This window comes from Methyloceanibacter sp., from assembly GCF_050728395.1.
Taxonomy (GTDB): Bacteria; Pseudomonadota; Alphaproteobacteria; order Rhizobiales; family Methyloligellaceae; genus Methyloceanibacter.
In genome coordinates this window covers 1-22665 of record NZ_JBOHJB010000005.1, presented here as the reverse complement: position 1 = coordinate 22665, position 22665 = coordinate 1, and the positions used below count along the sequence as shown (strand labels likewise).

Below are 22665 nucleotides of genomic sequence, written 5' to 3'. Positions count from 1 at the left end.
GGGAGGGCTGGAGATGAATTTGTCACCGCCGACGACCGCGGTTTTCATCATTTCGCTGATTTTGGCGGTGCTCGCCATCATCGGCACGTTTGCCACAATTCCCTTGATCAGCGCCAATGCCTTTTGGGTGGCCATCATCGCCTATATCATCCTGGCGGTGGGAAACGTCTTCCGGGGCGTGTAGTTCCGGCGCGACGCTCCGGGCGGCATCCTCGTGCGGAGATCGGGGGTGCGGCCGCCTCACTCAGGCCTGCCCATGGAACACGAGCACGGCGCCGAGTGCGATCAGGGCAAAGCCCGAGGCTTGCGTCCAGCTCAGCGGCTCGTTGAAATAAGTCGCGGTGAAGCCGGCGAACACGATCAGCGTAATCACCTCCTGGATCGTCTTGAGCTTGGCCGGCGAATAAACCGCGCTGCCAATCCTGTTGGCGGGCACCGCGAAGCAATATTCGACGAAGGCGATGCCCCAACTCACCAACACGACAATGACCAGCGGCACCGCCTTGAATTTCAGGTGGCCGTACCACGCAAAGGTCATGAACAGATTCGAGCAGAAGAGCATAATGATCGGCGCAACATAGGGCCAAAGGCCCGGCTTGATCAGTTCGGAAGCAAGGGACATTTGACCCTCATGCGGATGGTGGGACCCCGCACTGGGATAGACTGGGTTAGCGGCATTCGCGAATAGGACATAACGTCTGTGAGCGTCAAACCGGAGTAAAGGCCAAATGGCCGAGCTTTCCATCGACCCTGATTATCTCCGTCACCTGATCGTCAAGGTGCGATCCTTCATGGCCAAGGAGGACACTGACCTCCCCAACGACGGCTCCAATCCCATCGACGACGATATCCCGCTCGGCGCACTGCAGGACGAGGAGGGAGATCTGAGCCGCGAGGAGGTGATCGAGGAGATTCAGGGGCTACGCCCCGCCAGCGGGCCGAGCTCGTGGCCCTGATGTGGCTCGGACGCGGCGACGGCGAGCCTGAAGAGTGGAACGACCTTGTGGCGCGTGCCTTCGAGCGCCGCGAGGTGCCGACCGAGAACTATCTGCTCGACCACCCGCAGCTCGCCGAGCATTGGCTCGACGGCACGGAACGGCTGAACCTCGGCGGCCTCGCCGGCGAGACCGGATGACCATAAGGGAGGGCCGGCGCGTGGCCGCCCCTCCCCATGCAACTACATGTCGTCGTCGTCTCGCGCCCAGGACGGCCGATAAGGTTGCGCGCTTGGGCTTGGACTTGAGCTCGGCATACCACCGCCGGAGGATGGCCCGGACGTAGCCATGCCGCCGGCAGGACGCTGCGGCGTTGCTCCACCGCCCATGGGAGCGGCAGGACGCGGAGCCGTGGGCGTTGCCATTGCAGGCTGCGCCATGGGTCGCGGCGCCGGTTGGGGCGCTGGCGCGGCCGGTTTTGCCGCCGGGGCCATCGGTTTCGGTGCTGCCACTGTCGGCTTCTTCGCTGCGGCTTTCTTCTTCGGCGCGGCGCGTTTCGCTGCCGGCTTCTTCGCCGCTGCGCGCTTCGCAGGCGCCTTGCGGGCCGCGGTCTTTCGCGCGGCAGGCTTGCGTGCCGCGGCCTTCTTGCGCGCCGGGGCCTTTTTCTTGGCGCTGGTCTTCTTCGCGCCCGCCCGCGCGGCGCTCGCGCGGCGGGTGGTCTTGCGTGCACTCGTTTTCTTGGTCGTTGAGCGCTTCTTCCCACTCGTTCTCGTAGCCATGGTTCTGCTCCGATTCTGATCTACTGCGCGCAGGCGGCCGCCGACAGCGGGCGCGTGCATGCACGAATCATTCTTTACAGGTCCAAGCTTGCCGTCCCGCGCGACGAGTCAATTGTTTTTTTCATTATACGACGATCGCAGCAGAAAGCGGCATTGTGGCGGGCGCATGGTGCGTCTCGCCGAACGCTCAGTCGACTTGGTGCTGCCGGTGGCAAAAGAGTCTGCAAAATCCGGGGGTCGCGCGCCTGCAAACTGGCTATACTGCACTGCACCGAAGCCTTGAGTTGAGAGATCGGACTGCAGACGCCGAACCTGCACGATCGGCAACAACGCCATCTGCAGCGCGATCGTCTGCAACGGCTTCCAATCCATCACCCGCGTGGCCGAAGTAACGGCCAACGGAGGGGGCCGGGCCCTAGCCAAGTCCCCTCGCCGCCGCCATATTCCGGCAATGCCCTATCGTGGACCGAAGACTTTTGGCTCGCGCGCCGAGCCGCGCGCCGTCACGGGCGAGGCCACCGGCCTGCCCTCGACCGGCCTGCCGCTCGGCGCCGACCGCCGACCGCCTGGTTTCGGCGAGGCGGCGCAGCCGCTGATGCAAGAGCACCCGTTGGTGACCGGCGAGGCTGCGCCCTTCACCCCGCACCGCCCGCCACGCCCCGACAAGAGCGAGGGCGGCGTGCCCTTGCACATTCAATCCGAGCTTTCGCCGAAGGGCGATCAGCCTCAGGCCATCACCGAGCTGGTGGCCCAGGCCAACGCGCAAGAGCGCGACCAGGTGCTGCTCGGCGTCACCGGCTCCGGCAAGACCTTCACCATGGCCAAGGTCATCGAGGCGACCCAGCGTCCGGCGCTGGTGCTCGCCCCCAACAAGACGCTCGCCGCTCAGCTCTATGGCGAGTTCAAGAGCTTCTTCCCGGACAACGCGGTCGAGTATTTCGTCTCCTATTACGATTACTACCAGCCAGAGGCCTATATCCCGCGCACCGACACCTATATCGAGAAGGACTCCTCCATCAACGAGCAGATCGACCGCATGCGCCACGCCGCGACGCGCGCTTTGATCGAGCGCGACGACGTGATCATCGTGGCGAGCGTGTCGTGCATCTACGGTATCGGCTCGGTCGAGACCTATACGGCGATGACTTTCTCCTTGAAGCGCGGCGACAGAATAGAGCAGCGCCAGCTGATCGCCGACCTGGTCGCCCTGCACTATCGGCGCAACGACATGAACTTCGCCCGCGGCTCGTTCCGCGTGCGCGGTGACACCATCGAGCTGTGGCCCGCGCATTTGGAGGATCGCGCTTGGCGCATCTCGCTGTTCGGCGACGTGGCTGAGAGCCTCACCGAGTTCGATCCTCTGACCGGAGCCAAGACCGACGAGTTCAGCATGGTCAAGGTCTACGCCAACTCCCACTATGTGACGCCGAAGCCGACGCTGAAACAGGCGGTGCGCGGCATCAAGGAGGAGTTGAAGCAGCGGCTCGACGAACTGAACCGAGCCGGCCGTCTGCTGGAGCAGCAGCGGCTCGAGCAGCGCACGCTGTTCGATCTGGAGATGATGGAGGCGACGGGCTCTTGCGCCGGCATCGAAAACTATTCGCGCTATCTCACCGGCCGCAAACCCGGCGAACCGCCGCCGACCCTGTTCGAATATCTGCCCGACAACGCGCTCGTGTTCGTCGATGAGAGCCACGTCACCATCCCGCAGATCGGCGGCATGTTCCGCGGCGACTACCGGCGCAAATCGACGCTCGCCGAATATGGCTTCCGCCTCCCTTCCTGCATGGACAATCGGCCGCTCCGCTTCGAGGAATGGGACGCCATGCGGCCGCAGACCATCTACGTCTCGGCCACACCGAGCGGCTGGGAGCTGGAGCAGACGCAAGGCGCTTTCGCCGAGCAGGTGATCCGCCCCACCGGCCTGATCGACCCGCCGGTCGAGGTGCGTCCAGCCTCGACGCAGGTCGACGATCTGATCGACGAGGCGCGCAAAGTGGTGGCGCAAGGCTATCGCGTGCTGGTCACCACACTGACCAAGCGCATGGCCGAGGACCTCACCGAATACATGCACGAGCAGGGCATGCGCGTGCGCTACATGCATTCCGACGTGGAAACGCTCGAGCGCATCGAGATCATCCGCGATCTCCGACTCGGCGCCTTCGACGTCCTCATCGGCATCAATTTGCTGCGCGAGGGTCTCGATATTCCGGAATGCGCGCTGGTGGCCATTCTCGATGCCGACAAGGAAGGCTTCCTGCGCTCCGAAACCTCGCTGATCCAGACCATCGGCCGCGCCGCGCGCAATATCGACGGCCGGGTGATCCTCTATGCCGACGGCATCACCGGATCGATGGAGCGCGCCATGGCCGAGACCAACCGCCGCCGCGAGAAGCAGACCGCGTGGAACGAGGCCAACGGCATCACCCCTGAAAGCATCAAGAAGCACATCGGCGACATCATGGCTTCGGTCTATGAGCGCGACCACGTTCTGGTCGATGCCGGCGTGGGATTCGGCGAGGAAGACCAGGCGCTGATCGGGCACAATCTCGAAAGCGTCATCGCCGACATGGAGAAGCGCATGCGCGCTGCCGCGGCCGATCTCGAATTCGAGGAAGCCGCGCGGCTCCGCGACGAGGTCAAGCGCCTGCGCCAGATGGAGCTTGCCATCGCCGACGATCCGCTCGCGCGCCAGAGCGAGCTCGAGCAGATGCGCTCAAGTAGCGCGGAGCCCAGTAGCGCAAATATAAGTCGCCCTCACAAGCCGAGCCTCGACGAGATGGGTCCGCACAATCGCGAGATCCCCCTCGCCGCGCTCCGCAAATCGGGCGGACGTTCGAAGGCCGGCAAACCTGGCACGCGGGCACTGCGCCAGAAGAGCCACAAGCCCCGCTAGCGTTGCGTCCGATTCGCACGACGAGGCGCGAGACCCAGAATTACGCTCCGACGAGCCTCGGCTATTTCGCCATGGCGTTGCGGATGGCACCGATAATGGCCATCACCACCGCGCCGCCCACGCCTCCGCCGACTAAATCCTTGACGATGCCGCCAATGTCCAATCCGCTCGCCGCGGCGGCGGCATCAGGAGCCGCCGCCCCGCCAAGCACGGCCGCCAAGATCTGACCGACAACGCCGCCGCCGACCGCCCCGCTGATGGCGTCGCCGGCCTTGCCCATGCTGAGATCCTTTAGCGCGCTGCCTGCGGCCGTGCCGCCGATGGCCCCGGCTATGAGCTGAATGATGAGATTGACCAAAGTCCCTTCCATGGCACTCCCTCCTCCCGGTTAGGATGCCGCCGCGCATCCATCGCCTCGACGCGGCCCTCCAGGGACCGCGGCGTGACTCTACCACAGACAAACCGTCACATCCGGAGCGTTTTGCCGTTCTGCCCGCTTTCCGTGCGACCGTTGCGAGGAGATCATCCGTGGGCAGACCGAATTATGATGCCGCTGGCCTAAGCGCGTGTTAGCGTTGATTCATCGGGGGACCATGGAGGGGGATCATGGCGAAGACGGTGCGGGCGATCCTTGGCGACATTTACGACGCTTGGCGGGCGCAGAATCTCGACTGGCTGGCAACCTATCTGCCCGACGACTTCTGTCACGTGATCCACATTCCAGTCGACCTGAACCCTATGGGCGGAGCCCGCCGCGGCAAGAAGGAGGCGCTCGAGCGCTTGCAGCTCATCGTGCAACAGTTCGACTTCGTGGTCTTCGACACGAGCGAACTTCTGATCGACAAGAACCGCGCCGCCGTCGAAGTGCCAATCCACTATCGCCACCGGCAAACCGGCGCGCCGTTCGAATCGACCAAGGCGAATTTCTGGACACTGGAAGACGGCTGGCCGGTGAAGCTCACCGAATACCACGACATCGCGCGCATGCAGGCCTTCGTCACGGCCCACGCCGGCGCCCACCCGGCATGAGGTGAGGAGACAGCCCCCTACCTCTGCCCCTGCAACGCGGCGAGCAGTTCCATTGTCGGATAGCCGTCGGCGGGCAGGCCGTATTTCACCTGCATCTCCCTGATGGCATTGCGCGTCGCGGCGCCGATCACGCCGTCGATCTTGCCGACATCATAGCCGCGCTTGGCGAGAAGCTGCTGCACCTGCTTCGCCTGCGCGAGCGGCAAGGTCTCGACCTCGCCGCTGCCGCGGCTGAGTGCGGGCGCGCCGGCAAGCCGCGTCGCGTAATACCCTGCGGTGAGCGAGTAAACCAAGGACTGGTTCCATTGAAGATAGACGTCGAAATTCGGATAGGCGAGGAAGGCGGGGCCATGGCGGCCCATCGGCAGCACGAGAGACGACGGCATGCTGTCGGCCGGCAGCGGCTTGCCGCTCCGCGAGGTCACGCCTGCCTGTGCCCAATAGCTGCGCGGCTTCTTGATGGTGACGTCGGCCTGGCTCCAATCCATCTCGGCTGGCACGCGGACTTCCTCTAGCCAGGGCTGGCCCGGCTGCCAGCCGAGCCCATCGAGATAATTGGCGGCCGAGGCGAGCGCGTCGGGCGTGTTATGGATGAGATCGCGCCGGCCGCTGCCGTCGAAGTCGACCGCATATTTCCAATAGACGCTCGGCACGAACTGGAATTGGCCGACCTCGCCGGCCCAGGGTCCGCGCATCTCCACCGGCGCGAGGTCGCCGCGCTGAATCACGCGGAGCGCGTCGAGCAGCTGCTCTCTGAACTCGTCGGGCCGCCGGCAATCATAGGCCAGCGTGGCAAGGGAGCGGAGCGTCTCCATATTGCCCATCACTTTGCCGAAATCGGTCTCCAATCCCCAGAAGCCGACTAGGACCGGACCCGGCACGCCATATTTCTGCTGGATCTGGGCGAAGGTCCCCGCATTTTTTTTCAGCAAGCTCGATCCAACCGAAAGACGATTGCCGCTGACCATGCGATCGGAGAATTGCAGGTAGGTCTGCGCGAACACCGACTGGCCACGGTCCTTGGCGATTACGGATGGATCGTAGGTCACCCCGTCGAGTGCCTCGGAAACGACCTGCGCCGAGATGCCTTGCGCGACGGCTTCCTTCTTGAAGCCTTGCACCCAAGCGCCGAATCCCGCAGGCCCCGCGCAGGCTGCCGCAAAAGCCGGGCTCGTTGCCGCAATCAGCATCGCAACGCCAGCGCCCGCGCAAACGAAATTCCGCATGGTGGCTCCCCTCTGATGTCCTGCCTTGCCCGCACTTGAAGCGAAGAGGAAAGCCTCGGTCAAGGGAAGAGACACGACCGCCGCCACTCAGCGATCGCCTTTCTGGTAGGTGCCGATCAGTTCGGCCTGCGCCACGACGTGGCCTTTCATGGCCGCCTCGAGCTCGGCTTTCGTTGCGTGAGCGAGGTCGAGCGTGGTGTCGAGCGCATAGAGTTTGTGGAAATAGCGATGCCGTCCGATCGGTGGACACGGTCCTCTGTATTCGGCCTTGCGAAAATCCGTAACGCCGCGGACGGTGCCGCCGGGCAATCCGCCTTTGTCGGCATTCTCGGCAAGCCCCTTCGCCTCAGGCGGGATATTGTAGAGCACCCAGTGCACCCAGACGCGCTTCGGCGCCTTCGGATCTGGCGCATCCGGATCGTCGAGAACGAGCGCGAGGCTCTTGGTCCCCGCCGGCACACCGTCCCAGGCGAGTGGTGGCGACATGTCTTCGCCCTCGCAGCTATATCGCGAAGGCATGACAGCGCCAGACTTGAAAGCGGGAGAGGTGAGCGTCAGAGCCAAGGCTGCATCAGCTCCTTCGATAGACAGCGCGCCAGCGCCGAAGGTCAGCACCAGAGCAACAACAAACTGCGTGGACCGGGATCGGATACTCGCCAAGGTCTTGCACAGCCTAACTCCCCCGCGAAACAAGCGCAGGAAAGCTAGTCCGTGTGGGGCGGAAGCTCGCCGAGCCTAAGTCTTTCCTGCAACCGCTCGATGCGCCGTGCGGCCTCGCTCTTGCTCAAGCCTGCATCGAATGCGTGCGGCTCCCTGATCTCCTCGGCAAGGCGCCTAAGCGAGGCGGCCTGCGCGCCGGTCATCGGCTCCCGCTCCAGCACCCAGCTGACCCGGTTCATGAAGGTCGTCGACGGTTCTGTGCTCAGCTCTTGCTGAACCTGCGTCTCTGCTGTCTTTTTCTTTTGCATCTCGCTCCTGCCCCAGCCCATTCCTTGTAGTTTCCAATGCCATACAGGTAATCGCGAAAAAGGGCAATGATTAGGCGGGGTTTGATCAAGGATTGAGCAGGATTCATCAGCGCCTGTGGCAAGTGCACCACTCAGCGACTACATGCCCCTCGCGGGTTTCAAACTAGACCGATGAGCGGCCCCCAAATCACCGTTGAGGCGAGTTCCTCAGTCAGTCAGACTGGAGGCAGGGGGGAATGACCAAGAGCCGATTCGAGGAGGAAACGATGAGCGGATTTCTGCGGGCAGGGTTGGCGGGGTGCGCAGCGGTCGCGCTGACTACGATGCTGACGGAGCCGGCCGAGGCGCGGATCCAATGCCGCGGCAATTTTCAGGTCACCAAATATGGATTGATCGCCACCCCCTATTGCGAGGAAGAGCAGATCGCCTTCGTGGCACGGAGCTATGGGTCGAAAGTCACGGCTGCTCAGGTCCACAACGATCCTCTTACCAAGGTCTACATCTGCCAGACCATCGGCTATGATTCCCGGTTAAAGGGATCTTGCGCCGGCTACGGTCCCGACTCCTACGCGCCCGGTCGTTAACCCTGCTGCCGTCGCATGGCGCGGGAAAGGTCCCCGCCCGCGCATGTGATTGAGTGGCCCCTGTGGAGGCGCGAGCTCAAGGTGCTGGCGCCTTTTTGCTGTCTCCCCGCCGAGCGGCCACAGGGAATGCCGCGCAGCCGCAGGCGTCCGATGGCGCTGGGCAGCCCGGTAACATTAATCACCGCGCCCCTAAATCGCCCTTCAATTACCCAGACGAAGCCGATTTTTCGCCTTGGTCCGCCGTAGGTTAGCGGCCAGCACTGATGCGTGCAGACCGGCTTGATTCGTCGTCGGTCACCTTCAAACCCAAGACAATCGAATAGGAGCTCAACGCATGTTCAAAATGCGCGCCAACATCGTTGCCATGGGCGTCATCGGCGTCCTTTTGCTACCCGGGCTGGCTCAGGCTGAGCAGGTCGGGCATGCGTCCTGGTACGCCCTGCATTCACGCACGGCGAGCGGCGAAATGATGAACCCTAGCGAAATGACCGCGGCACATCGCTCGCTGCCCTTCGGCACCAAGGTTCTGGTGGAGAACCTCAGCAACGGCCACTCGGTGGTCGTGCGGATCAATGACCGGGGACCTTTCGTAGCCGGGCGGATCATCGACGTGTCCAAGGCCGCCGCGTCCAGTCTCGGCATGCTTGGCTCTGGCACGGCGCAGGTCAGGGTCAGCACCTCTGGCGGCGGCTCGCCTGAGATCGCAAGCTCGTCGGGCGCCCTCGTCGAGGTCGCAACCGCCACTACGAAGATGGGGGACGCCTCTGGCGACGCCAAGGCAGACAGCACGGCGGTCGTCAGGTCCGCCAAGATGGAAGGCGTCCCTGCTAGCAAGCCGCTCAAGGTCGCCGCCGCGTCCAGCAAGCCCACCAAGGTTGCAAGCGCATCCCGCAGCAAGTTCAACAAGATCGCAAAGGCATCCCGCAAGCCTGCGAAGATCGTGATCGCGTCAGCCGGCAAGAGCACGGCCAAGAGCGAAAAGCGCAGCGTCGCGGGGCTGATGAAGTCGACGCGTGACCTCGAGCGCGTCGCCTCTCGTGCCTCGCGCAAGACTTACGCCTCGCGCTCGAATGCGCGCAGGGCAGTCGCGGTTGCTTCCAGAGAGTTTGGCAAGAGACGCAGGGACCCGTCCAGGGGCATCACTCTGGCATCCTCCGCCAACCCCTATGGGGCCTTTGTGCGCAGCGCGAGCTTCGTCAATTGACCCCTGGCAAAGAATGATGGGCGGCACCCTCGGGCCGTCCATCGCAAGCTGCGCGAACGCCGGGCGACGGGGCCCGGCGTTCGGCTGATTTCGGCTAGTAGTCGTCCGGACGACTGCCGCTAGTAGCGGTACCGGTAACGGTAGGGCCGATAGTATGTCCTCCCGCCGCAATTATAAGAGCAATGCTTGTACCCATAGGACCACCAGCAACAATAGTAGGCTGGGGTCACGAGCGAGCTATTTGCCTCTGGCATTGCGGGGGTGGGTGCCGGCGCGGCGAAGGCGCCGACTGCACCGATGATCGTCCCAGCCGCAATAATTCCTAGCGTTATCAGTCGGATAGGCTTCATCCTACGTCCTCCGTTTGCGCATCGCCGCCTCGGCAGCTCGGCGAGCCGATTCAGAACAGCTCATTAGACGACAAATCAAACTGAAAGGCTCGCAAATACTTATAACATGGGATCGTGAAGGTGATGTAGGAGCGCTCGTGCGAGACGGAATCTGCTGGGCAACTTGGCGAAAAGACTGCATAGTCGCCCGGAAGCGGGGTTAGTTGGAAATCTGGGGGATAGTCATGATCCGTAAAATTGTGATTGCCGGGGTCGCCTTGGGCGTCATCGTTGCGTTTGCCGCTGTTTCGCAGCCGGTTGAAGCCGGAGGCTGCGTCCTTGTATCGGCCAAGGCCCGCGGCCTTGGCGAGGCTGCGGCTTCCAAGCGGTCGCAGGCCAAATTGATGCACAACATCAGTCATTGGGCTCACAAGAACAAACTCGCGACGGTGCACACCGGACACGCTCCGACCTCTTGCAGCAAGGGCAAGGCTGGCGCGCTCTTTGTTTGCACGTCCTCGGCGAAGGTTTGCCCCTAAGGACGGGTACATCCGACTGGGGGCGCCATGATCATGAATAAAGTCTCGATCGCGGGCGTTCTATTGAGCGCCGTCGCCGCGTTCGCCGTCGTTGCAGAACCGGCGCTGGCGGGAACCTGCGTGCCGGTGACGGTGAAGGGGCGTGGGCCGGATCCGGCCACTGCGACCACCAAGGCAGCCGTCAAGCTCACGCAAAGGGCTGCCAGCCTGCGCGGCAAGGTCAAGAACAGCTCGACCAACTGCCAAAAGGGGCCGCCTGGCGGGTTCGTGTGCACCACCTCGGCGGTCGTCTGCCCATGACGCTCAAATCGCCGCTATCGGCGGCCAGTGACATGATGGTAGCTTGTAGAAAGCTAGGCTGAAGCCGATTCGGATCAACCAGGGATTCTTGTTTGCCATGTTCAAGTGCAACGCCCCTTCTCGGCTTCTCCCCCTGGCTGCTCTGCTGACGGCCGGCTTCTTATTCGGTTGGCCTGGCGATCTGGCGCAGGCTCAGCAGTCGCCGCGCATCAGGCCTGGCACGCTCAACGTCGTTCCCGGTCCTGCTGTCGGCGGCTATTCGATGACCTTGAGCGATGTGTGGGGACTTCCCGAGATGCCGCCCGCGCCGAAAGATTTCGGGCCGCATTTCGACTTCCCACCTGAGTCGTTGAACGGCCCTCCCCTCCACGATCCCTATCCGAACTAACCGCGTCATCCCTCTCGCCGCGCGCCCGCGAATAGCTAGATGGGCCTTGCACTTGGCGGGCTCGCGACCATAGAGTGGGGCGCTTTGCGTTGAGTTCGGGTGAAGATTGGCCCGGTGCGCTCGGTGAGGCATCGCGGTTGCTTTCCCCGTCTTTGGAGTTGCGTAATCTGGTCCGCAATTCTATTGGCATGCGGATCATTTGAAGGGGGAGGAGCTTCCCATGCGCCAGACCGGAACGGTCAAGTTTTTCAATCATTCGCGTGGTTTTGGCTTTATCACACCGGACGACGGCGGCAAGGACGTGTTCCTGCACATCTCTGCTTTGCAGCGGTCAGGTCTACCAGCCGTCGACGAAGGCCAGCGCGTGACCTTCGAAACCGAGCCGGATCGCCGTGGCAAAGGTCCTCAAGCCGTCAACGTGCAGCTCAGCGAATAACCTCCCGACAACTCAGGCAACCGAAACCTGCCGCCCTCACCCGTGGCCCGTGCCACACTTGCGGGACCGAACCGTTGTGCCGGCACCGAACGGTGAGAGACGGCAGTGAACCAACCGCGCACATCGCAGACTGACCTAGCGCGCGTGCTCGATCGCCTCGCCACCGAGCGGCAGGGAGCGCTCGACCGGCTGTTCCAATTCTTGGCCATCCCAAGCGTCTCCACCGATCCCGCTTATCACCCGGCCTGCGCCGCCGCCGCCGAATGGTGCGCCAACGCCCTTCGCGAGATCGGCTTTCAGGCCCGGGTCGAGAAGACGGCCGGAAAGCCGATGGTCGTCGGCCATTGGCACGGCTCAGGTTCGCCGTTGCGCGTGCTGTTCTACGGCCACTATGACGTGCAGCCGCCGGATCCCTTGCAGGAGTGGACCGCCCCACCCTTCGCGCCGCGCCTCGCCGAGGATCCCCATGCCGGCGAGGTGATCGTCGCTCGCGGAGCCTCGGACGATAAGGGGCAGGTGATGACCTTTCTCGAAGCTTGCCGCTCCTGGCTTGCCGTGCATGGGCGCTTGCCGGTCGACGTGACGGTCCTGCTCGAAGGCGAAGAGGAGTCCGGCAGCCCAAGCCTCCCCTCCTTCCTCGACAGCTACGGCGAAGAGCTCAAGGCCGATATTTGCCTCGTCTGCGACACCGGGCAGTTGGACGCCGACACGCCCGCCATCACCGCCTTCCTGCGTGGGCTGGCTTTCTCCGAGATCACCGTGACCGGGCCGTCGCGCGACCTGCACTCCGGCATCTATGGCGGGCCTGCGCGCAATCCCATCCGCGTGCTCGCCAATCTTCTGGCCGACATGCACGACGCAAGCGGGCGGGTGACGCTGCCCGGCTTCTACGAGGGCGTGGTCACCCCTCACCTCGCACAGCTTGCGCAATGGGGCGCGCTCGACTTCGACGTCGCCGCCTTCCTCGGCGCGGTCGGACTGACGACCCCTGCCGGCGAAGAAGGCATGAGCGTGATCGAGCAGCTCTGGTCGCGGCCTACCGCGGAGATCAACGGCATCTTCGGCGGCTATACCGGCCCCGGCACCAAGACCGTCATCCCGTCGCACGCCACCGCCAAGCTTTCCTTCCGGCTCGTGCCCAATCAACAGCCGGCCCAGATCCTCGATGGCCTGCATCGCTTCATCGCCGAGCGGCTCCCTGCCGATTGCACCGTCACCTACGCCGGCGAGGGAGGCTCGCCCGCGGTCGGCTTCGACACGTCTGCTCCCATTTTCCAGGCGGCCGCGAGCGCACTCGAGCAAGAATGGGGCAAGCCGGCGGTCATCATCGGTTGCGGCGCGTCGATCCCCATCGTCGAGTCGTTCCGCTCGCGGCTCGCCATGGACTCTCTGCTGATCGGCTTCGCGCTCGACGACGACCGCATCCATGCGCCGAACGAGAAGTATAATGTGAAGAGCTTCACTAAGGGCGCCAGGAGCTGGGCGAGACTCTTGGACGAACTCGGCGCGATCGATGGCAACCGCAAGGCTTAGGCTCACCTGTCTCTTCTGCCTCTGTCTGATTGCCGCGCTGGCATTGAGCCAGGCGATCGCCCGACGAGGGGCGGAGCCAGGACGCTTCGATTACTACGTCCTGGTGCTCGGCTGGACGCCGTCTTACTGCGCGACCGAAGGAAGACAGCGGCACGACCGGGAATGCGATGCCGAAGGGGCCCATGCCTTCACCCTGCACGGGCTGTGGCCGCAGAACGTCAACGGATGGCCGGAGGATTGCCGAACGCCGAAGCGCCCATGGGTGCCGCAATCGGTGATCGACGATTTGCGCGACATCATGCCGAGCAAGAACCTGATCATCCACGAATACCGCACCCACGGTACCTGTTCAGGCCTCGAGCCCGATCAGTACTTTGGGCTGGCACGCGACCTCTACGAGCGGGTCAGAATCCCCGAGCGATTCTCCGGCACCGACGGCCGGCTCACGCTCAGCCAGCAGGAGATCGAGGGCGAATTCCTCAAAGCCAATGCTTGGCTCAAGCCGAACATGATCGTGGTGAGCTGCCGCGGGCAAAATCTGCTCGACGTGCGTATCTGCTTCGGCCGCGACCTGTTTCCGAAGGCTTGCGGACCCAATGAAGAGAATCGCGTTTGCCGCTTGGAAAGGGTGACCGTGCCCGCGGCGCCGCGCCGCTGAACCCCGGCCGAAACTAGAAGCGGTAGATCAGAGAGCCGCGATAGGTGTTGACGTCAGGATCGTATTTCACGTCGCCGCCGGGATAGGACACGGTATCGGAATCGAAGTCGGTAAATTGATAGTCGAAGCGCGCGCTCCAATTCGGGCTGAACGCGACTTCGGCACCACCACCGACGCTCCAGCCGAAGAACGTTCCGTTCCCGGAGCCGCCACCAGGTCCGTTCACCGGCAGATCGACATCGGCCCAGGCCCCGCCCCCGGTGACGAACAGCATCACTTGCGGCACCACGGTGACTCCGGCGCGCAAGCGCAAGTTCGCCATGGCGTCGATATCCGGATTGGCGGCATTGGCGCCGCTATTGAAGCGGCCGCTGCCGCTGATCCCGGCGCCAAGCACGTCGCCCTCAAGCCCGATCACGATCGGCCCATTCTGCCAATTATAGCCGCCGGTAATGCCGCCAAGCACGCCGCTCGACTCAATCGCGACGCTCGACGGAGAGAAATCGAAATTGGCAGTGGCGCCGCCGAGCGTGCCGCCGATCCACCAGCCGGCGAAGAGATCCTGTGTTACGGGCGGCGTCTCGTAAAGAAGCGGCGGAGGGCCGCCATTGATGACGTCGGCACTGAGCACGGGGCTAGAGACCGCGGCGCCGACCGCTAACGCGGCGGCGAAGACCAAAGCCTGGTCACATCGTGTGCGCAAAACAGACTCCCTCACGATCTGAGGCTCGGTCCATAACCGCGTCGGCGCCTGAATTGCGCCCGGCCAAGCGCTCGCGGTCCCAGGGTATGGGAGTACCCTTACCAAGCGTTAACCAGCCAGTGGGGCGAAAGTCTGTATGGTTAACGGCGAGTTAGTGGCCATCCGGGGGCGGCCGCGCCGGACCGCTCAACATGCCCGGAACAGCGCGACGCATCCTTTCGTCTCGATTTCCACGAGTTCGAAGCGCCGCTTGAGACCATTGCTGAGCGCCTCGACGTCGTCATCGAGATTGTTGAACACGCCCTTCGCATTGTAGAGCCGCAGCAGAAATCGCGCGGCGCCGTTCGGCTCGATCCCGCGGCCGAGGATCGTCGCCCCGAACAGCACGGCGCCCTTGCTCATGAGCGGCCGCAAGTGGTCGATTACTATCAGTTTCTCGGCCATGCGGCCTGGCAGACAATGCAGCACGTAGGTGAGCCCGATGCTGTCTGCCGGTTCGAGCTCGATGGCGATGGGTGCGAGCAGGTTCGCCTCGCAGAGCAGCGGCTGGTAACGCGCGAGTCTTCGCGCTGACCGCGCCAGGCAATGTCGATTGATGTCGAGAAGGGTAAGCTGCTCGAACTCTCCCCGATCGGCCCGGTCGATGAAGAAGCCCGTGCCAACCCCCGCCTCGAGATGGCGGGAGGAGAGGTTGCTGCGGTAGAGCTCAAGCATCCGCTCCGTCGGACAACGCCAAGCGAAACGGTTTGAGAGTCCATGGACCAGGCGGTCGTAGAAGGAGAGCATGAGCGGCGTGTAGATGGCGTGCGCCGCCTCGATCGCGGCGGCGTTAGGCGCGCCGCTGTCTCCCGCTTGATCTTGAGCCATGATGGAACCTACGACACCGCCTTTACGCAAAAAAGAAGGCGCCGTCTGCCGCGAACTCCCGATCTTCGTAGGTTGTTCAAACGCAACCCGGAAGTATAGTCGGCGGCGAATCGCCCGAGCCTGCTAGCCCCACATCAAAACCATCATGCCCGAAACGCAAAACCACGCGACCGCGCTTGTGACCGGAGCCGCGCTCCGGCTTGGCCGCGCCATCGCGCTCGACTTGGCCAAGCGCGGCTGGGACATTGGCGTGCATCACCACACCTCCGGCGCCGAGGCACAAAGTCTCGTCGAAGAGATCGAGCGTCTCGGCTCGAAGGCGGTTGCGCTCCCCGCCGATCTCACCCGCGAGGATCAGCTTCGAGGACTGGTTCAGTCTTGCGCCGAGGAACTCGGGCCTCCCATTTGTCTCATCAACAATGCCGCGCGGTTCGAGCGGGATTCGATTGATACGCTCGACTGGGCGGCCTGGCAGTCCGAGATCGACGTCAACCTCCGCGCTCCGATTTTTCTCACCCAGGCCTTCGCCCGAACGTTGCCGAAGGACGCGTCTGGATGCGTGATCAACATGATCGATCAGCGCGTCTGGCGTCTCACTCCTGAGTTCTTCTCCTATACCATCGCCAAGTCCGCGCTGTGGACGGCAACGCGCACGCTTGCCCAGGCGCTCGCCCCACGCATTCGCGTCAATGCGATCGGCCCCGGACCTGTGCTCCCGAGCCGGCGGCAAAGTCAGGCCGACTTCGAGCGCGAGTGCCGCGCAGCGCCGCTTGGCCGTGCCGCCACTGTGGAGGAGGTATGCGGCGCCGTGCGTTTTCTGCTCGATAGCCCTTCGGTGACCGGACAGATGATCGCGCTCGATAGCGGCCAGCACCTTGCCTGGCGATGACAATGCCTTGCGTTCCCCTCACCCTCCGAGACGGGCCTTCGGCCCTCCTCAGGGTGAGGGCGCATCCTCATGCTGAGGAGCGCCCCCAGGGCGCGTCTCGAAGCATGAAGCCAGGGCCTTGAAGCTGCCGGCCCGAAGGCCATACTTCACCTTACGCCCATGTCCCAAGAGAAACCCGACAGCGCCAATCCTTCGCTCATGTTCCGCGCCCGCAAGGCAATGAGCGGGATCGAGACCGGTCGGTCCGTCATCGCCCGTCACGCCAAGACCGCGCCAGGCGGCCCCGGCGTCTACCGCATGATCGATGCCGCCGGCGAGGTTCTTTATGTCGGCAAGGCACGCGGGCTGAAGAAGCGCGTGCAGAGCTATGCGCGGGCGGGAAGCCACAACAATCGCATCGCCGCCATGATCGCCAACACGGCGAGCATGGAGTTCGTCACCACGCCCACGGAGACCGAGGCTCTGCTGCTCGAGGCCAATCTCATCAAGCGGCTCAAGCCCCGCTACAACGTGGTGCTCAGGGACGACAAGTCCTTCCCCTTCATCCTCATCGCCCGTGACCACGCCTTCCCGCAGATCCTGAAGCATCGCGGCGCGCGGGGCCGCGAGGGCGATTATTTCGGTCCGTTTGCCTCTGCCGGCGCGGTCGGCCGCACCATCAACACGCTACAGCGCGCTTTCCTGCTGCGGTCTTGCTCGGATGGCTATTTCGAAAGCCGCCTCCGGCCGTGCCTGTTGTTCCAGATCAAACGCTGCAGCGCGCCCTGCACCGGCGAAATCTCGGAAGCCGATTATGCGGCGCTTGTGGATGAGGCGCTCGGTTTCCTCACCGGCGAGAGCGACGAGGTGAAGCGGCGCATGCACAAGCTCATGGACGATGCGAGCCTGAAGCAGGATTACGAGCGCGCGGCGAGCTTCCGCGATCGCTTGACCGCGCTCAGCAACGTGCAGTCGCATCAAGGCATCAATCCTGTGAGCGTGAAGGACGCTGACGTGTTCGCCGCGCACCAGGAGGCGGGACAGACGGCGATCCAGGTGTTCTTCTTCCGCACCGGCAACAATTGGGGCAATCGCGCCTATTTCCCCCGCGCCGACAAAACTCTCTCTGTCGAAGAAGTGCTCGAATCCTTCGTGGCGCAGTTCTACGACGACAAGCCGCCGCCCAAGCTCGTATTGCTGTCCCACGAGATCGCCGGCCGGCGATTGCTCGGCGAGGCCTTGTCGCTCCGCGCCGGCCACAGGATCAGGGTCGAGGCGCCGCAGCGGGGCGAAAAGCGCGAGCTCGTGACCCATGCCCTGGTCAACGCGCGCGAGGCCTTGGCCCGCCGTCTGGCGGAATCTTCATCGCAAACGGCGATCTTCGCGCGGCTCGCCGAACTGTTTGACCTCGAGGATACGCCCGAACGCATCGAAGTCTTCGATAATAGCCACATTTCCGGCACCAATCCGGTCGGCGCCATGATCGTGGCCGGCCTTGAAGGGTTCATTCGCAATCAATATCGGAAGTTCAACATTCGCTCGGAAGACCTTGCCCCCGGGGACGATTACGCCATGATGCGGGAGATGCTGACACGGCGCTTCAGCAAGCTCGCGCGGGACAAGGATCCCGCCAATGGCTGGGCCGCGCCCGATCTCGTGCTGATCGACGGCGGCCCTGGGCAGCTTTCCGCGGCGTCAAGCGTGCTCGACGAGCTCGGGCTTTCCGAGATCAAGCTCGCGGCGGTGGCCAAAGGCCCCGACCGCAACGCCGGGCGCGAACGCATCTATCTGAAGGGGCGCGAACCTTTGCTGCTCGAGCCGCGCGACCCCGTGCTCTATTGCATCCAGAAGCTTCGCGATGAGGCGCACCGCTTTGCCATCGGTGCTCACCGCGCGCGACGCAAGAAGGCGATGCAGACCTCTCCGCTCGACGAGGTGCCTGGCATCGGGCCGACCCGCAAGCGCGCGCTGCTTCAGCATTTCGGCTCGGCCAAGGCCGTAAGCCGTGCTGGCATCGCCGACCTCGCCGCGGTCGGCGGCATCAGCGCGCAAATGGCCAAAGTGATCTACGACCACTTCCACGAGGGGGCGCGTTGACCATGGACTCCGGCATGGTTCAGGGTGGAGCGTCACCGGCCGCGCCGCGCGCCTCCGCCAGAGGCTACTGGAGCCTGCCCAACCTCCTCACCTATGGCCGGATCATTGCCATCCCGGCACTCGTAGCCTGCTTCTTCGCCACCGGCGACTGGGGGCGCTGGACGGCCATGTGGATCTTCATTGCCGCCGGCGTCAGCGATTTTCTCGACGGCTATCTCGCCCGCGCCTGGCAGCAGCAAAGCGCCATCGGCCGCATGCTCGACCCTATCGCCGACAAGTTGATCGTATCGGCGGCTCTGCTCATGCTCGCGGCCGATCAAACCATCGCCGGCTGGTCGCTGTGGGCTGGCGTGATCATCCTCTGCCGCGAGATCCTGGTGTCGGGCTTGCGCGAATTTCTCGGCTCGCTTGCCGTCGGCGTTCCGGTGACGCGCCTCGCCAAATGGAAGACGGTGGTGCAGATGGTGGCGATCGGCTTTCTCCTCGCCGGCAGCGCCGGCGACAAGATCTGGCCCTACACCACGCCGTTTGGTCTAACGCTCTTGTGGATCGCGGCTCTGCTCACCCTCTATACCGGCTACGACTATCTCCGCGCCGCCATCCGCCACGTCACCGCCGAGGAGGAGTGATGAGCACGCGGCTCCTTTATTTTGCCTGGGTCAAGGAGAAGACCGGCGTGGCCGCCGAAGAGGTGGACATTCCGGCGCACGTTACCACCGTCTCCGAGCTCATGACCTGGCTCAAGACGCGCGGCCCCGAATTCGACCATGCCTTTGCCCGCTCCGAAGTCATCAGGGCGGCAATCGACCGGGCCCATGTGCGCCACGACGCTGCGATCGGCGCCGCGCGTGAGATCGCCTTCTTCCCGCCGGTGACCGGAGGCTAGTGGTGATCAGAGTCCAGCAACAGGACTTCGACGTCGGCGCCGAGATCGCGAAGCTGAAGGCCGGACGACGCGACATCGGCGCCATCGTCGCCTTTGTCGGCACGGTGCGCGATCAAGCCGGCGCTGTCGATGAGATGACGCTCGAGCATTATCCCGGCATGACCGAAGCGGAGTTGCAGCGCATCGAAGCCGAGGCTCGTTCGCGCTGGCCTATGCAAGACTGCCTCATCGTGCACCGCACCGGAACGCTTCGCCCCGGCGACAACATCGTGCTGGTGCTGACCGCATCCGAACATCGCGAAGCCGCCTTCCGCGCCGCCGAGTTCCTCATGGATTATCTCAAGACCCGCGCCCCGTTCTGGAAGCGCGAGAGCGGACCGCAAGGAAGCCGCTGGGTCGAGGCCGACGCCCGCGATGAGGTTACAACCACGCGCTGGGACAAGCCCAAGCACGCCGCTGAGTGAAAGAAAGCTACTGCGTGATCGGCACCCCGCGCGGCGCGAGCGGAACATACGGCCCCCACACACAGACATCGCCCCATTGGCAAGGTCCGCGCCGCGGGCACTGGCGCTGATAGCTGCACGTCCGGCAGTGATAGACGGGACGGCAGCCATAGCAGCGGGCGATCCTCTGGCAATCGCGCCAGACGAGGACCGGCTGCACCAGAGTCTGATGCTGAAGAGCGCCGGCACCGCCCGCCATCGCCGCACCTGCCTTGGCATCGCTCACCGGCGCGGCGCCGAGCACAGCCGCAAGCAGCAATGCAAGGACCAGCCCAACCACAGATTTGCGCATGCGCCCCTCCCCCTACGGTGCATCGACCGACAGAGTGCAACTTGATCGGCGGCGATTCAAGCCTCAGCGATAGATTACGACACCCGCCGAAGGCTGGCGCTGCTCCCAGCCCTGACGCTGCAAGGCCGGCAAATCTGCGTCTTCTTCCGGATAGCCGATGCAAAGATGGCCGATAAAGGTCCAGTCTTTCGGCACGTCGAGGATCTCGGCCACTCTCGCCGGGTCGAGGATCGACACCCAGCCGACCCCGATGCCTTCCGCCCGCGCCGCAAGCCACAGCGTGTGGATGGCGATGGCCACCGAATAATCGAGCGTCGCCGGCATGGTCAGGCGGCCGAGCCCATGGCCCTGCGCCGTCGCCCGGTCGGCGAACACAGCGATCTGACACGGAGCGTCATCGAGGCCCGAGAGTTTCAGCCGCGCATAGAGTGAAGCGCGATCAGACTCCTGCAGGCGCAGCGCATCTTGATTGCAGTGCTCGAAGCAGGCGCGGATGGCGGCGCGGCGCGCTTGATCCTCGACGATGACGAAACGCCAGGGCTCGCTCAAGCCCACCGAGGGCGACAGGCAAGCGATGCCGATCAGCCGCTCGATGGTGACTTGCGGCAACGGCTCGCGCCTGAAGCGCCTGACATCGCGGCGCCAGGCGAGCAAGGTCCGCAACCGGTCGCGGAATGCAGGATCGAAATCCGGATGACACGTGTGGTCGTCGAGCTTCGCTTCCATCGGGCAACCCTAGCACGGATCGCCGTCTGCCGGCGGAGCTAGCCTACGGCAGCAATCTTGGCGGTCCCAGCCTTGGCCCGATGCACCAGCGCGGAATAATCGTCCATCAGGGTGCGCGTGATGTCGCCAATGGTGAAGCGATAGGGCCCGATCTCCGACACCGGCGTGACCTCTGCCGCGGTGCCGGTGATGAAGCATTCGGAGAAATCCGTCATCTCCTCCGGCATGATGGCGCGCTCGATCACCTTCAAGCCCCGCTGCTTGGCGAGCCCAATGACCGTGCGCCTAGTGATGCCGTCGAGGAAGCAATCGGGAAGCGGTGTATGCAGCACGCCGTCCTTGACGAAGAAGATGTTGGCCCCGGTGGCCTCTGCGATCTGTCCACGCCAGTCGAGCATCAGCGCATCGGCATAGCCCGCCCGTTCGGCGCGGTGCTTCTCTATGGTGCAGATCATGTAGAGGCCTGCCGCCTTGCTCTTGGTCGGCGCCGTGCGCGGGTCAGGCCTGCGATATTCCGCGATGGTCAGGCGCAAGCCTTTGGCGCGCGCCGACGGATCGAAATAGGAGCCCCAATCCCAGACGGCGATGGCGAGGTTGATCTTGGTCGCCTGCGCCGCGACGCCCATCTGCTCGCTACCGCGCCAGGCAAGCGGACGCACATAGCCGTCGACCAGCCTGTTGGCGTGAACCGCATCGCGGCAGGCTTGATCGATCTCGGCGACTGAATAAGGAATCTCGAAGTCGAGGCCCTTGGCGGATTCGTGCAGGCGCTGGCTGTGCTCGGTGAGCTTGAAAATCTCGCCGTCATAGACGCGCTCGCCCTCGAACACGGCGCTTCCGTAATGCAGCGCATGGGTCAGGAGGTGCACCCGCGCGTCGCGCCATGGGATGAGCTCGCCATTCATCCAGATGAAGCCGTCGCGCTGATCGTATGGCTGAGGTGCCGCTGCCATTAGAACCTGCTCCCCTCCTAGACCAAGGGCCTCCGGCTGAAGCCAGCCCGAATGAGGGGCTTTATTATGCCCCGGAGATGCCCTGCACAAGAATTGCGCAAGGCCGCGCCGGGGAGTATCAATGCCGGAATTAAGTCAATATGACTGACATAAATGAAGCTCTAACGCAGCCCAAAAATTAAGTCAACATGACTGACATAAATGACCCGCTGTCGGAGCCGTTGGACGCCAAGCGTCGCACCGCCGCCGCGCCGAGCAAGCCCTTGCGCCGCCCCGACGCGGAGTTGCTGGCCTACGCCGAATTGCTGTTCTTCGCCTATCGCGACTTCACCCGCGACCCTGACGCGATTTTGAGGGACTTCGGCTTCGGCCGCGCCCATCATCGCGTCTTGCACTTCGTCACCCGCCACTCTGGCTTGCGCGTCGCCGACCTACTCGACGTGCTGAAGATCACCAAGCAAAGCCTCGGCCGCGTGCTGAAACAGCTGATCGACAAAGGCTATATCGTGCAGCGGGCGGGAAGCGCAGATCGGCGCGAGCGCCTCCTCTATCCGACCGCTTCCGGCCGTGCGCTGCTCAAGCGTCTCGCGGCGCCGCAGCTCATCCGCCTCGCCGAAGCGCTGAAAGCCGCCGGCCCGGGGGCCGATAGTGTGGTTCGCCGCTTCCTGCAAGCGATGATCAATGCCGAAGAACGGCCCAAAGTCTCCTCCATCATGTCCTCATCGCCGGTCCCTGACAGCGACGGGAACGCGGAGGTGCCATGACGATGCCAGCTACGATCAAACTGCATCGCAGCAAGGCGCCCGACGATAACTGTCCCCATATTCTCGTTATCGACGACGACAGCCGCATCCGCGACCTGCTCGCCCGCTACCTCCAGGAACATGGGTTCCGCGTCACCACCGCCATCGACGCGGCAACGGCGCGGGCGACCATGCGCAGCCTTTCCTTCGACTTGCTCATCCC

Annotated in this window: 31 protein-coding genes and 1 pseudogene; 20 read left to right on the top strand and 12 right to left on the bottom strand. The window is 63.9% G+C overall.

Annotation, left to right across the window (positions count from 1 at the left end):
* The first annotated feature begins 13 nt into the window (after positions 1-13).
* Positions 14-184 carry a hypothetical protein gene (locus ACREC7_RS01945; RefSeq protein WP_431554001.1) on the top strand — a complete coding sequence of 57 codons (171 nt, stop codon included), beginning with the start codon at positions 14-16 and terminating at the stop codon, positions 182-184.
* A gap of 60 nt (positions 185-244) precedes the next feature.
* On the opposite strand, the gene ACREC7_RS01940 is transcribed toward ACREC7_RS01945, so the two are convergent.
* Positions 245-622 carry a DMT family protein gene (locus tag ACREC7_RS01940; RefSeq protein ID WP_431554000.1) on the bottom strand — a complete coding sequence of 126 codons (378 nt, stop codon included), beginning with the start codon at positions 620-622 and terminating at the stop codon, positions 245-247.
* Between the two features lie 106 nt (positions 623-728).
* Here ACREC7_RS01940 and ACREC7_RS01935 point away from each other — a divergent pair, with 106 nt between their 5' ends.
* The 3 genes from ACREC7_RS01935 to ACREC7_RS01925 all read left to right on the top strand — a co-directional run bounded on the left by ACREC7_RS01935 (position 729) and on the right by ACREC7_RS01925 (position 1733).
* The gene (locus ACREC7_RS01935; protein ID WP_431553999.1) at positions 729-956 is read left to right on the top strand and encodes a hypothetical protein; all 228 of its coding nucleotides are present in this window, start codon (positions 729-731) and stop codon (positions 954-956) included.
* Positions 956-1135, top strand: coding sequence for a DUF3775 domain-containing protein (locus ACREC7_RS01930; protein WP_431554036.1), 180 nt, complete (start codon positions 956-958; stop codon positions 1133-1135). The genes ACREC7_RS01935 and ACREC7_RS01930 overlap by 1 nt, the downstream gene beginning before the upstream one ends.
* Before the next feature lie 211 nt (positions 1136-1346).
* A complete protein-coding gene (locus ACREC7_RS01925; RefSeq protein ID WP_431553998.1) occupies positions 1347-1733 on the top strand; it encodes a hypothetical protein in 387 nt (128 codons plus the stop codon).
* 89 nt (positions 1734-1822) lie between these two features.
* Here the strand turns inward: ACREC7_RS01925 and ACREC7_RS01920 are convergent, their stop codons facing one another.
* A complete protein-coding gene (locus ACREC7_RS01920) occupies positions 1823-2071 on the bottom strand; it encodes a hypothetical protein (protein ID WP_431553997.1) in 249 nt (82 codons plus the stop codon).
* A gap of 238 nt (positions 2072-2309) precedes the next feature.
* On the opposite strand from ACREC7_RS01920, the gene uvrB reads away from it, so the two are divergent.
* A complete protein-coding gene (gene uvrB / locus ACREC7_RS01915) occupies positions 2310-4610 on the top strand; it encodes an excinuclease ABC subunit UvrB (RefSeq protein WP_431554035.1) in 2301 nt (766 codons plus the stop codon).
* Positions 4611-4671: 61 nt separating this feature from the next.
* On the opposite strand, the gene ACREC7_RS01910 is transcribed toward uvrB, so the two are convergent.
* Positions 4672-4980 (bottom strand): hypothetical protein, encoded by a 309-nt coding sequence (locus ACREC7_RS01910; RefSeq protein ID WP_431553996.1) that lies wholly within the window; start codon positions 4978-4980, stop codon positions 4672-4674.
* Between the two features lie 236 nt (positions 4981-5216).
* Here ACREC7_RS01910 and ACREC7_RS01905 point away from each other — a divergent pair, with 236 nt between their 5' ends.
* On the top strand, positions 5217-5639 hold the full coding sequence (locus ACREC7_RS01905; protein WP_431553995.1) for a nuclear transport factor 2 family protein: 423 nt from the start codon (positions 5217-5219) through the stop codon (positions 5637-5639).
* A 17-nt stretch (positions 5640-5656) separates the two neighbouring features.
* On the opposite strand, the gene ACREC7_RS01900 is transcribed toward ACREC7_RS01905, so the two are convergent.
* The 3 genes from ACREC7_RS01900 to ACREC7_RS01890 form a co-directional block, all read right to left on the bottom strand.
* Positions 5657-6865 (bottom strand): lytic murein transglycosylase, encoded by a 1209-nt coding sequence (locus ACREC7_RS01900; protein ID WP_431553994.1) that lies wholly within the window; start codon positions 6863-6865, stop codon positions 5657-5659.
* 87 nt (positions 6866-6952) lie between these two features.
* The gene (locus ACREC7_RS01895) at positions 6953-7384 is read right to left on the bottom strand and encodes a YbhB/YbcL family Raf kinase inhibitor-like protein (RefSeq protein WP_431553993.1); all 432 of its coding nucleotides are present in this window, start codon (positions 7382-7384) and stop codon (positions 6953-6955) included.
* Positions 7385-7569: 185 nt separating this feature from the next.
* Positions 7570-7833 carry a DUF3072 domain-containing protein gene (locus ACREC7_RS01890; protein WP_431553992.1) on the bottom strand — a complete coding sequence of 88 codons (264 nt, stop codon included), beginning with the start codon at positions 7831-7833 and terminating at the stop codon, positions 7570-7572.
* Positions 7834-8099: 266 nt separating this feature from the next.
* Here ACREC7_RS01890 and ACREC7_RS01885 point away from each other — a divergent pair, with 266 nt between their 5' ends.
* Positions 8100-8417 (top strand): hypothetical protein, encoded by a 318-nt coding sequence (locus ACREC7_RS01885; protein WP_431553991.1) that lies wholly within the window; start codon positions 8100-8102, stop codon positions 8415-8417.
* A 334-nt stretch (positions 8418-8751) separates the two neighbouring features.
* Entirely contained in the window at positions 8752-9621 is an 870-nt protein-coding gene (locus ACREC7_RS01880; protein WP_431553990.1) for a septal ring lytic transglycosylase RlpA family protein, read from the top strand.
* 400 nt (positions 9622-10021) lie between these two features.
* Here ACREC7_RS01880 and ACREC7_RS01875 read toward each other — a convergent pair whose 3' ends face one another.
* A complete protein-coding gene (locus ACREC7_RS01875; protein WP_431553989.1) occupies positions 10022-10372 on the bottom strand; it encodes a hypothetical protein in 351 nt (116 codons plus the stop codon).
* Positions 10373-10516: 144 nt separating this feature from the next.
* Between ACREC7_RS01875 and ACREC7_RS01870 the strand changes: the two genes are divergently transcribed.
* The 5 genes from ACREC7_RS01870 to ACREC7_RS01850 all read left to right on the top strand — a co-directional run bounded on the left by ACREC7_RS01870 (position 10517) and on the right by ACREC7_RS01850 (position 13804).
* Positions 10517-10789 carry a hypothetical protein gene (locus ACREC7_RS01870; RefSeq protein WP_431553988.1) on the top strand — a complete coding sequence of 91 codons (273 nt, stop codon included), beginning with the start codon at positions 10517-10519 and terminating at the stop codon, positions 10787-10789.
* Positions 10790-10886: 97 nt separating this feature from the next.
* Positions 10887-11177 carry a hypothetical protein gene (locus tag ACREC7_RS01865; protein WP_431553987.1) on the top strand — a complete coding sequence of 97 codons (291 nt, stop codon included), beginning with the start codon at positions 10887-10889 and terminating at the stop codon, positions 11175-11177.
* 220 nt (positions 11178-11397) lie between these two features.
* A complete protein-coding gene (locus ACREC7_RS01860; RefSeq protein WP_431553986.1) occupies positions 11398-11613 on the top strand; it encodes a cold-shock protein in 216 nt (71 codons plus the stop codon).
* Between the two features lie 105 nt (positions 11614-11718).
* On the top strand, positions 11719-13146 hold the full coding sequence (locus tag ACREC7_RS01855; protein ID WP_431553985.1) for a M20/M25/M40 family metallo-hydrolase: 1428 nt from the start codon (positions 11719-11721) through the stop codon (positions 13144-13146).
* On the top strand, positions 13127-13804 hold the full coding sequence (locus ACREC7_RS01850) for a ribonuclease T2 family protein (protein ID WP_431553984.1): 678 nt from the start codon (positions 13127-13129) through the stop codon (positions 13802-13804). The genes ACREC7_RS01855 and ACREC7_RS01850 overlap by 20 nt, the downstream gene beginning before the upstream one ends.
* Before the next feature lie 13 nt (positions 13805-13817).
* On the opposite strand, the gene ACREC7_RS01845 is transcribed toward ACREC7_RS01850, so the two are convergent.
* On the bottom strand, positions 13818-14507 hold the full coding sequence (locus ACREC7_RS01845; protein WP_431553983.1) for an outer membrane protein: 690 nt from the start codon (positions 14505-14507) through the stop codon (positions 13818-13820).
* A gap of 186 nt (positions 14508-14693) precedes the next feature.
* On the bottom strand, positions 14694-15374 hold the full coding sequence (locus ACREC7_RS01840) for a class I SAM-dependent methyltransferase (RefSeq protein ID WP_431553982.1): 681 nt from the start codon (positions 15372-15374) through the stop codon (positions 14694-14696).
* 145 nt (positions 15375-15519) lie between these two features.
* On the opposite strand from ACREC7_RS01840, the gene ACREC7_RS01835 reads away from it, so the two are divergent.
* The 5 genes from ACREC7_RS01835 to ACREC7_RS01815 all read left to right on the top strand — a co-directional run bounded on the left by ACREC7_RS01835 (position 15520) and on the right by ACREC7_RS01815 (position 19689).
* A complete protein-coding gene (locus tag ACREC7_RS01835; RefSeq protein ID WP_431553981.1) occupies positions 15520-16263 on the top strand; it encodes an SDR family oxidoreductase in 744 nt (247 codons plus the stop codon).
* A 159-nt stretch (positions 16264-16422) separates the two neighbouring features.
* The gene (uvrC, locus tag ACREC7_RS01830) at positions 16423-18339 is read left to right on the top strand and encodes an excinuclease ABC subunit UvrC (protein WP_431553980.1); all 1917 of its coding nucleotides are present in this window, start codon (positions 16423-16425) and stop codon (positions 18337-18339) included.
* 14 nt (positions 18340-18353) lie between these two features.
* A complete protein-coding gene (pgsA, locus tag ACREC7_RS01825; RefSeq protein WP_431553979.1) occupies positions 18354-18968 on the top strand; it encodes a CDP-diacylglycerol--glycerol-3-phosphate 3-phosphatidyltransferase in 615 nt (204 codons plus the stop codon).
* The gene (moaD, locus tag ACREC7_RS01820) at positions 18968-19225 is read left to right on the top strand and encodes a molybdopterin converting factor subunit 1 (protein ID WP_431553978.1); all 258 of its coding nucleotides are present in this window, start codon (positions 18968-18970) and stop codon (positions 19223-19225) included. The genes pgsA and moaD overlap by 1 nt, the downstream gene beginning before the upstream one ends.
* A gap of 2 nt (positions 19226-19227) precedes the next feature.
* Positions 19228-19689 (top strand): molybdenum cofactor biosynthesis protein MoaE, encoded by a 462-nt coding sequence (locus ACREC7_RS01815; RefSeq protein ID WP_431554034.1) that lies wholly within the window; start codon positions 19228-19230, stop codon positions 19687-19689.
* Between the two features lie 7 nt (positions 19690-19696).
* Here the strand turns inward: ACREC7_RS01815 and ACREC7_RS01810 are convergent, their stop codons facing one another.
* The 3 genes from ACREC7_RS01810 to ACREC7_RS01800 all read right to left on the bottom strand — a co-directional run bounded on the left by ACREC7_RS01810 (position 19697) and on the right by ACREC7_RS01800 (position 21699).
* A complete protein-coding gene (locus ACREC7_RS01810) occupies positions 19697-20020 on the bottom strand; it encodes a hypothetical protein (RefSeq protein WP_431553977.1) in 324 nt (107 codons plus the stop codon).
* 63 nt (positions 20021-20083) lie between these two features.
* Entirely contained in the window at positions 20084-20746 is a 663-nt protein-coding gene (gene bluB / locus ACREC7_RS01805; protein ID WP_431553976.1) for a 5,6-dimethylbenzimidazole synthase, read from the bottom strand.
* A 38-nt stretch (positions 20747-20784) separates the two neighbouring features.
* Positions 20785-21699, bottom strand: coding sequence for a branched-chain amino acid aminotransferase (locus tag ACREC7_RS01800; RefSeq protein WP_431553975.1), 915 nt, complete (start codon positions 21697-21699; stop codon positions 20785-20787).
* A 188-nt stretch (positions 21700-21887) separates the two neighbouring features.
* Between ACREC7_RS01800 and ACREC7_RS01795 the strand changes: the two genes are divergently transcribed.
* Both ACREC7_RS01795 and ACREC7_RS01790 read left to right on the top strand, forming a co-directional pair.
* On the top strand, positions 21888-22463 hold the full coding sequence (locus ACREC7_RS01795) for a MarR family winged helix-turn-helix transcriptional regulator (RefSeq protein ID WP_431553974.1): 576 nt from the start codon (positions 21888-21890) through the stop codon (positions 22461-22463).
* A pseudogene (locus tag ACREC7_RS01790) lies at positions 22460-22665 on the top strand (DNA-binding response regulator); the annotation flags it as partial. The gene ACREC7_RS01795 and the pseudogene ACREC7_RS01790, both read left to right, overlap by 4 nt.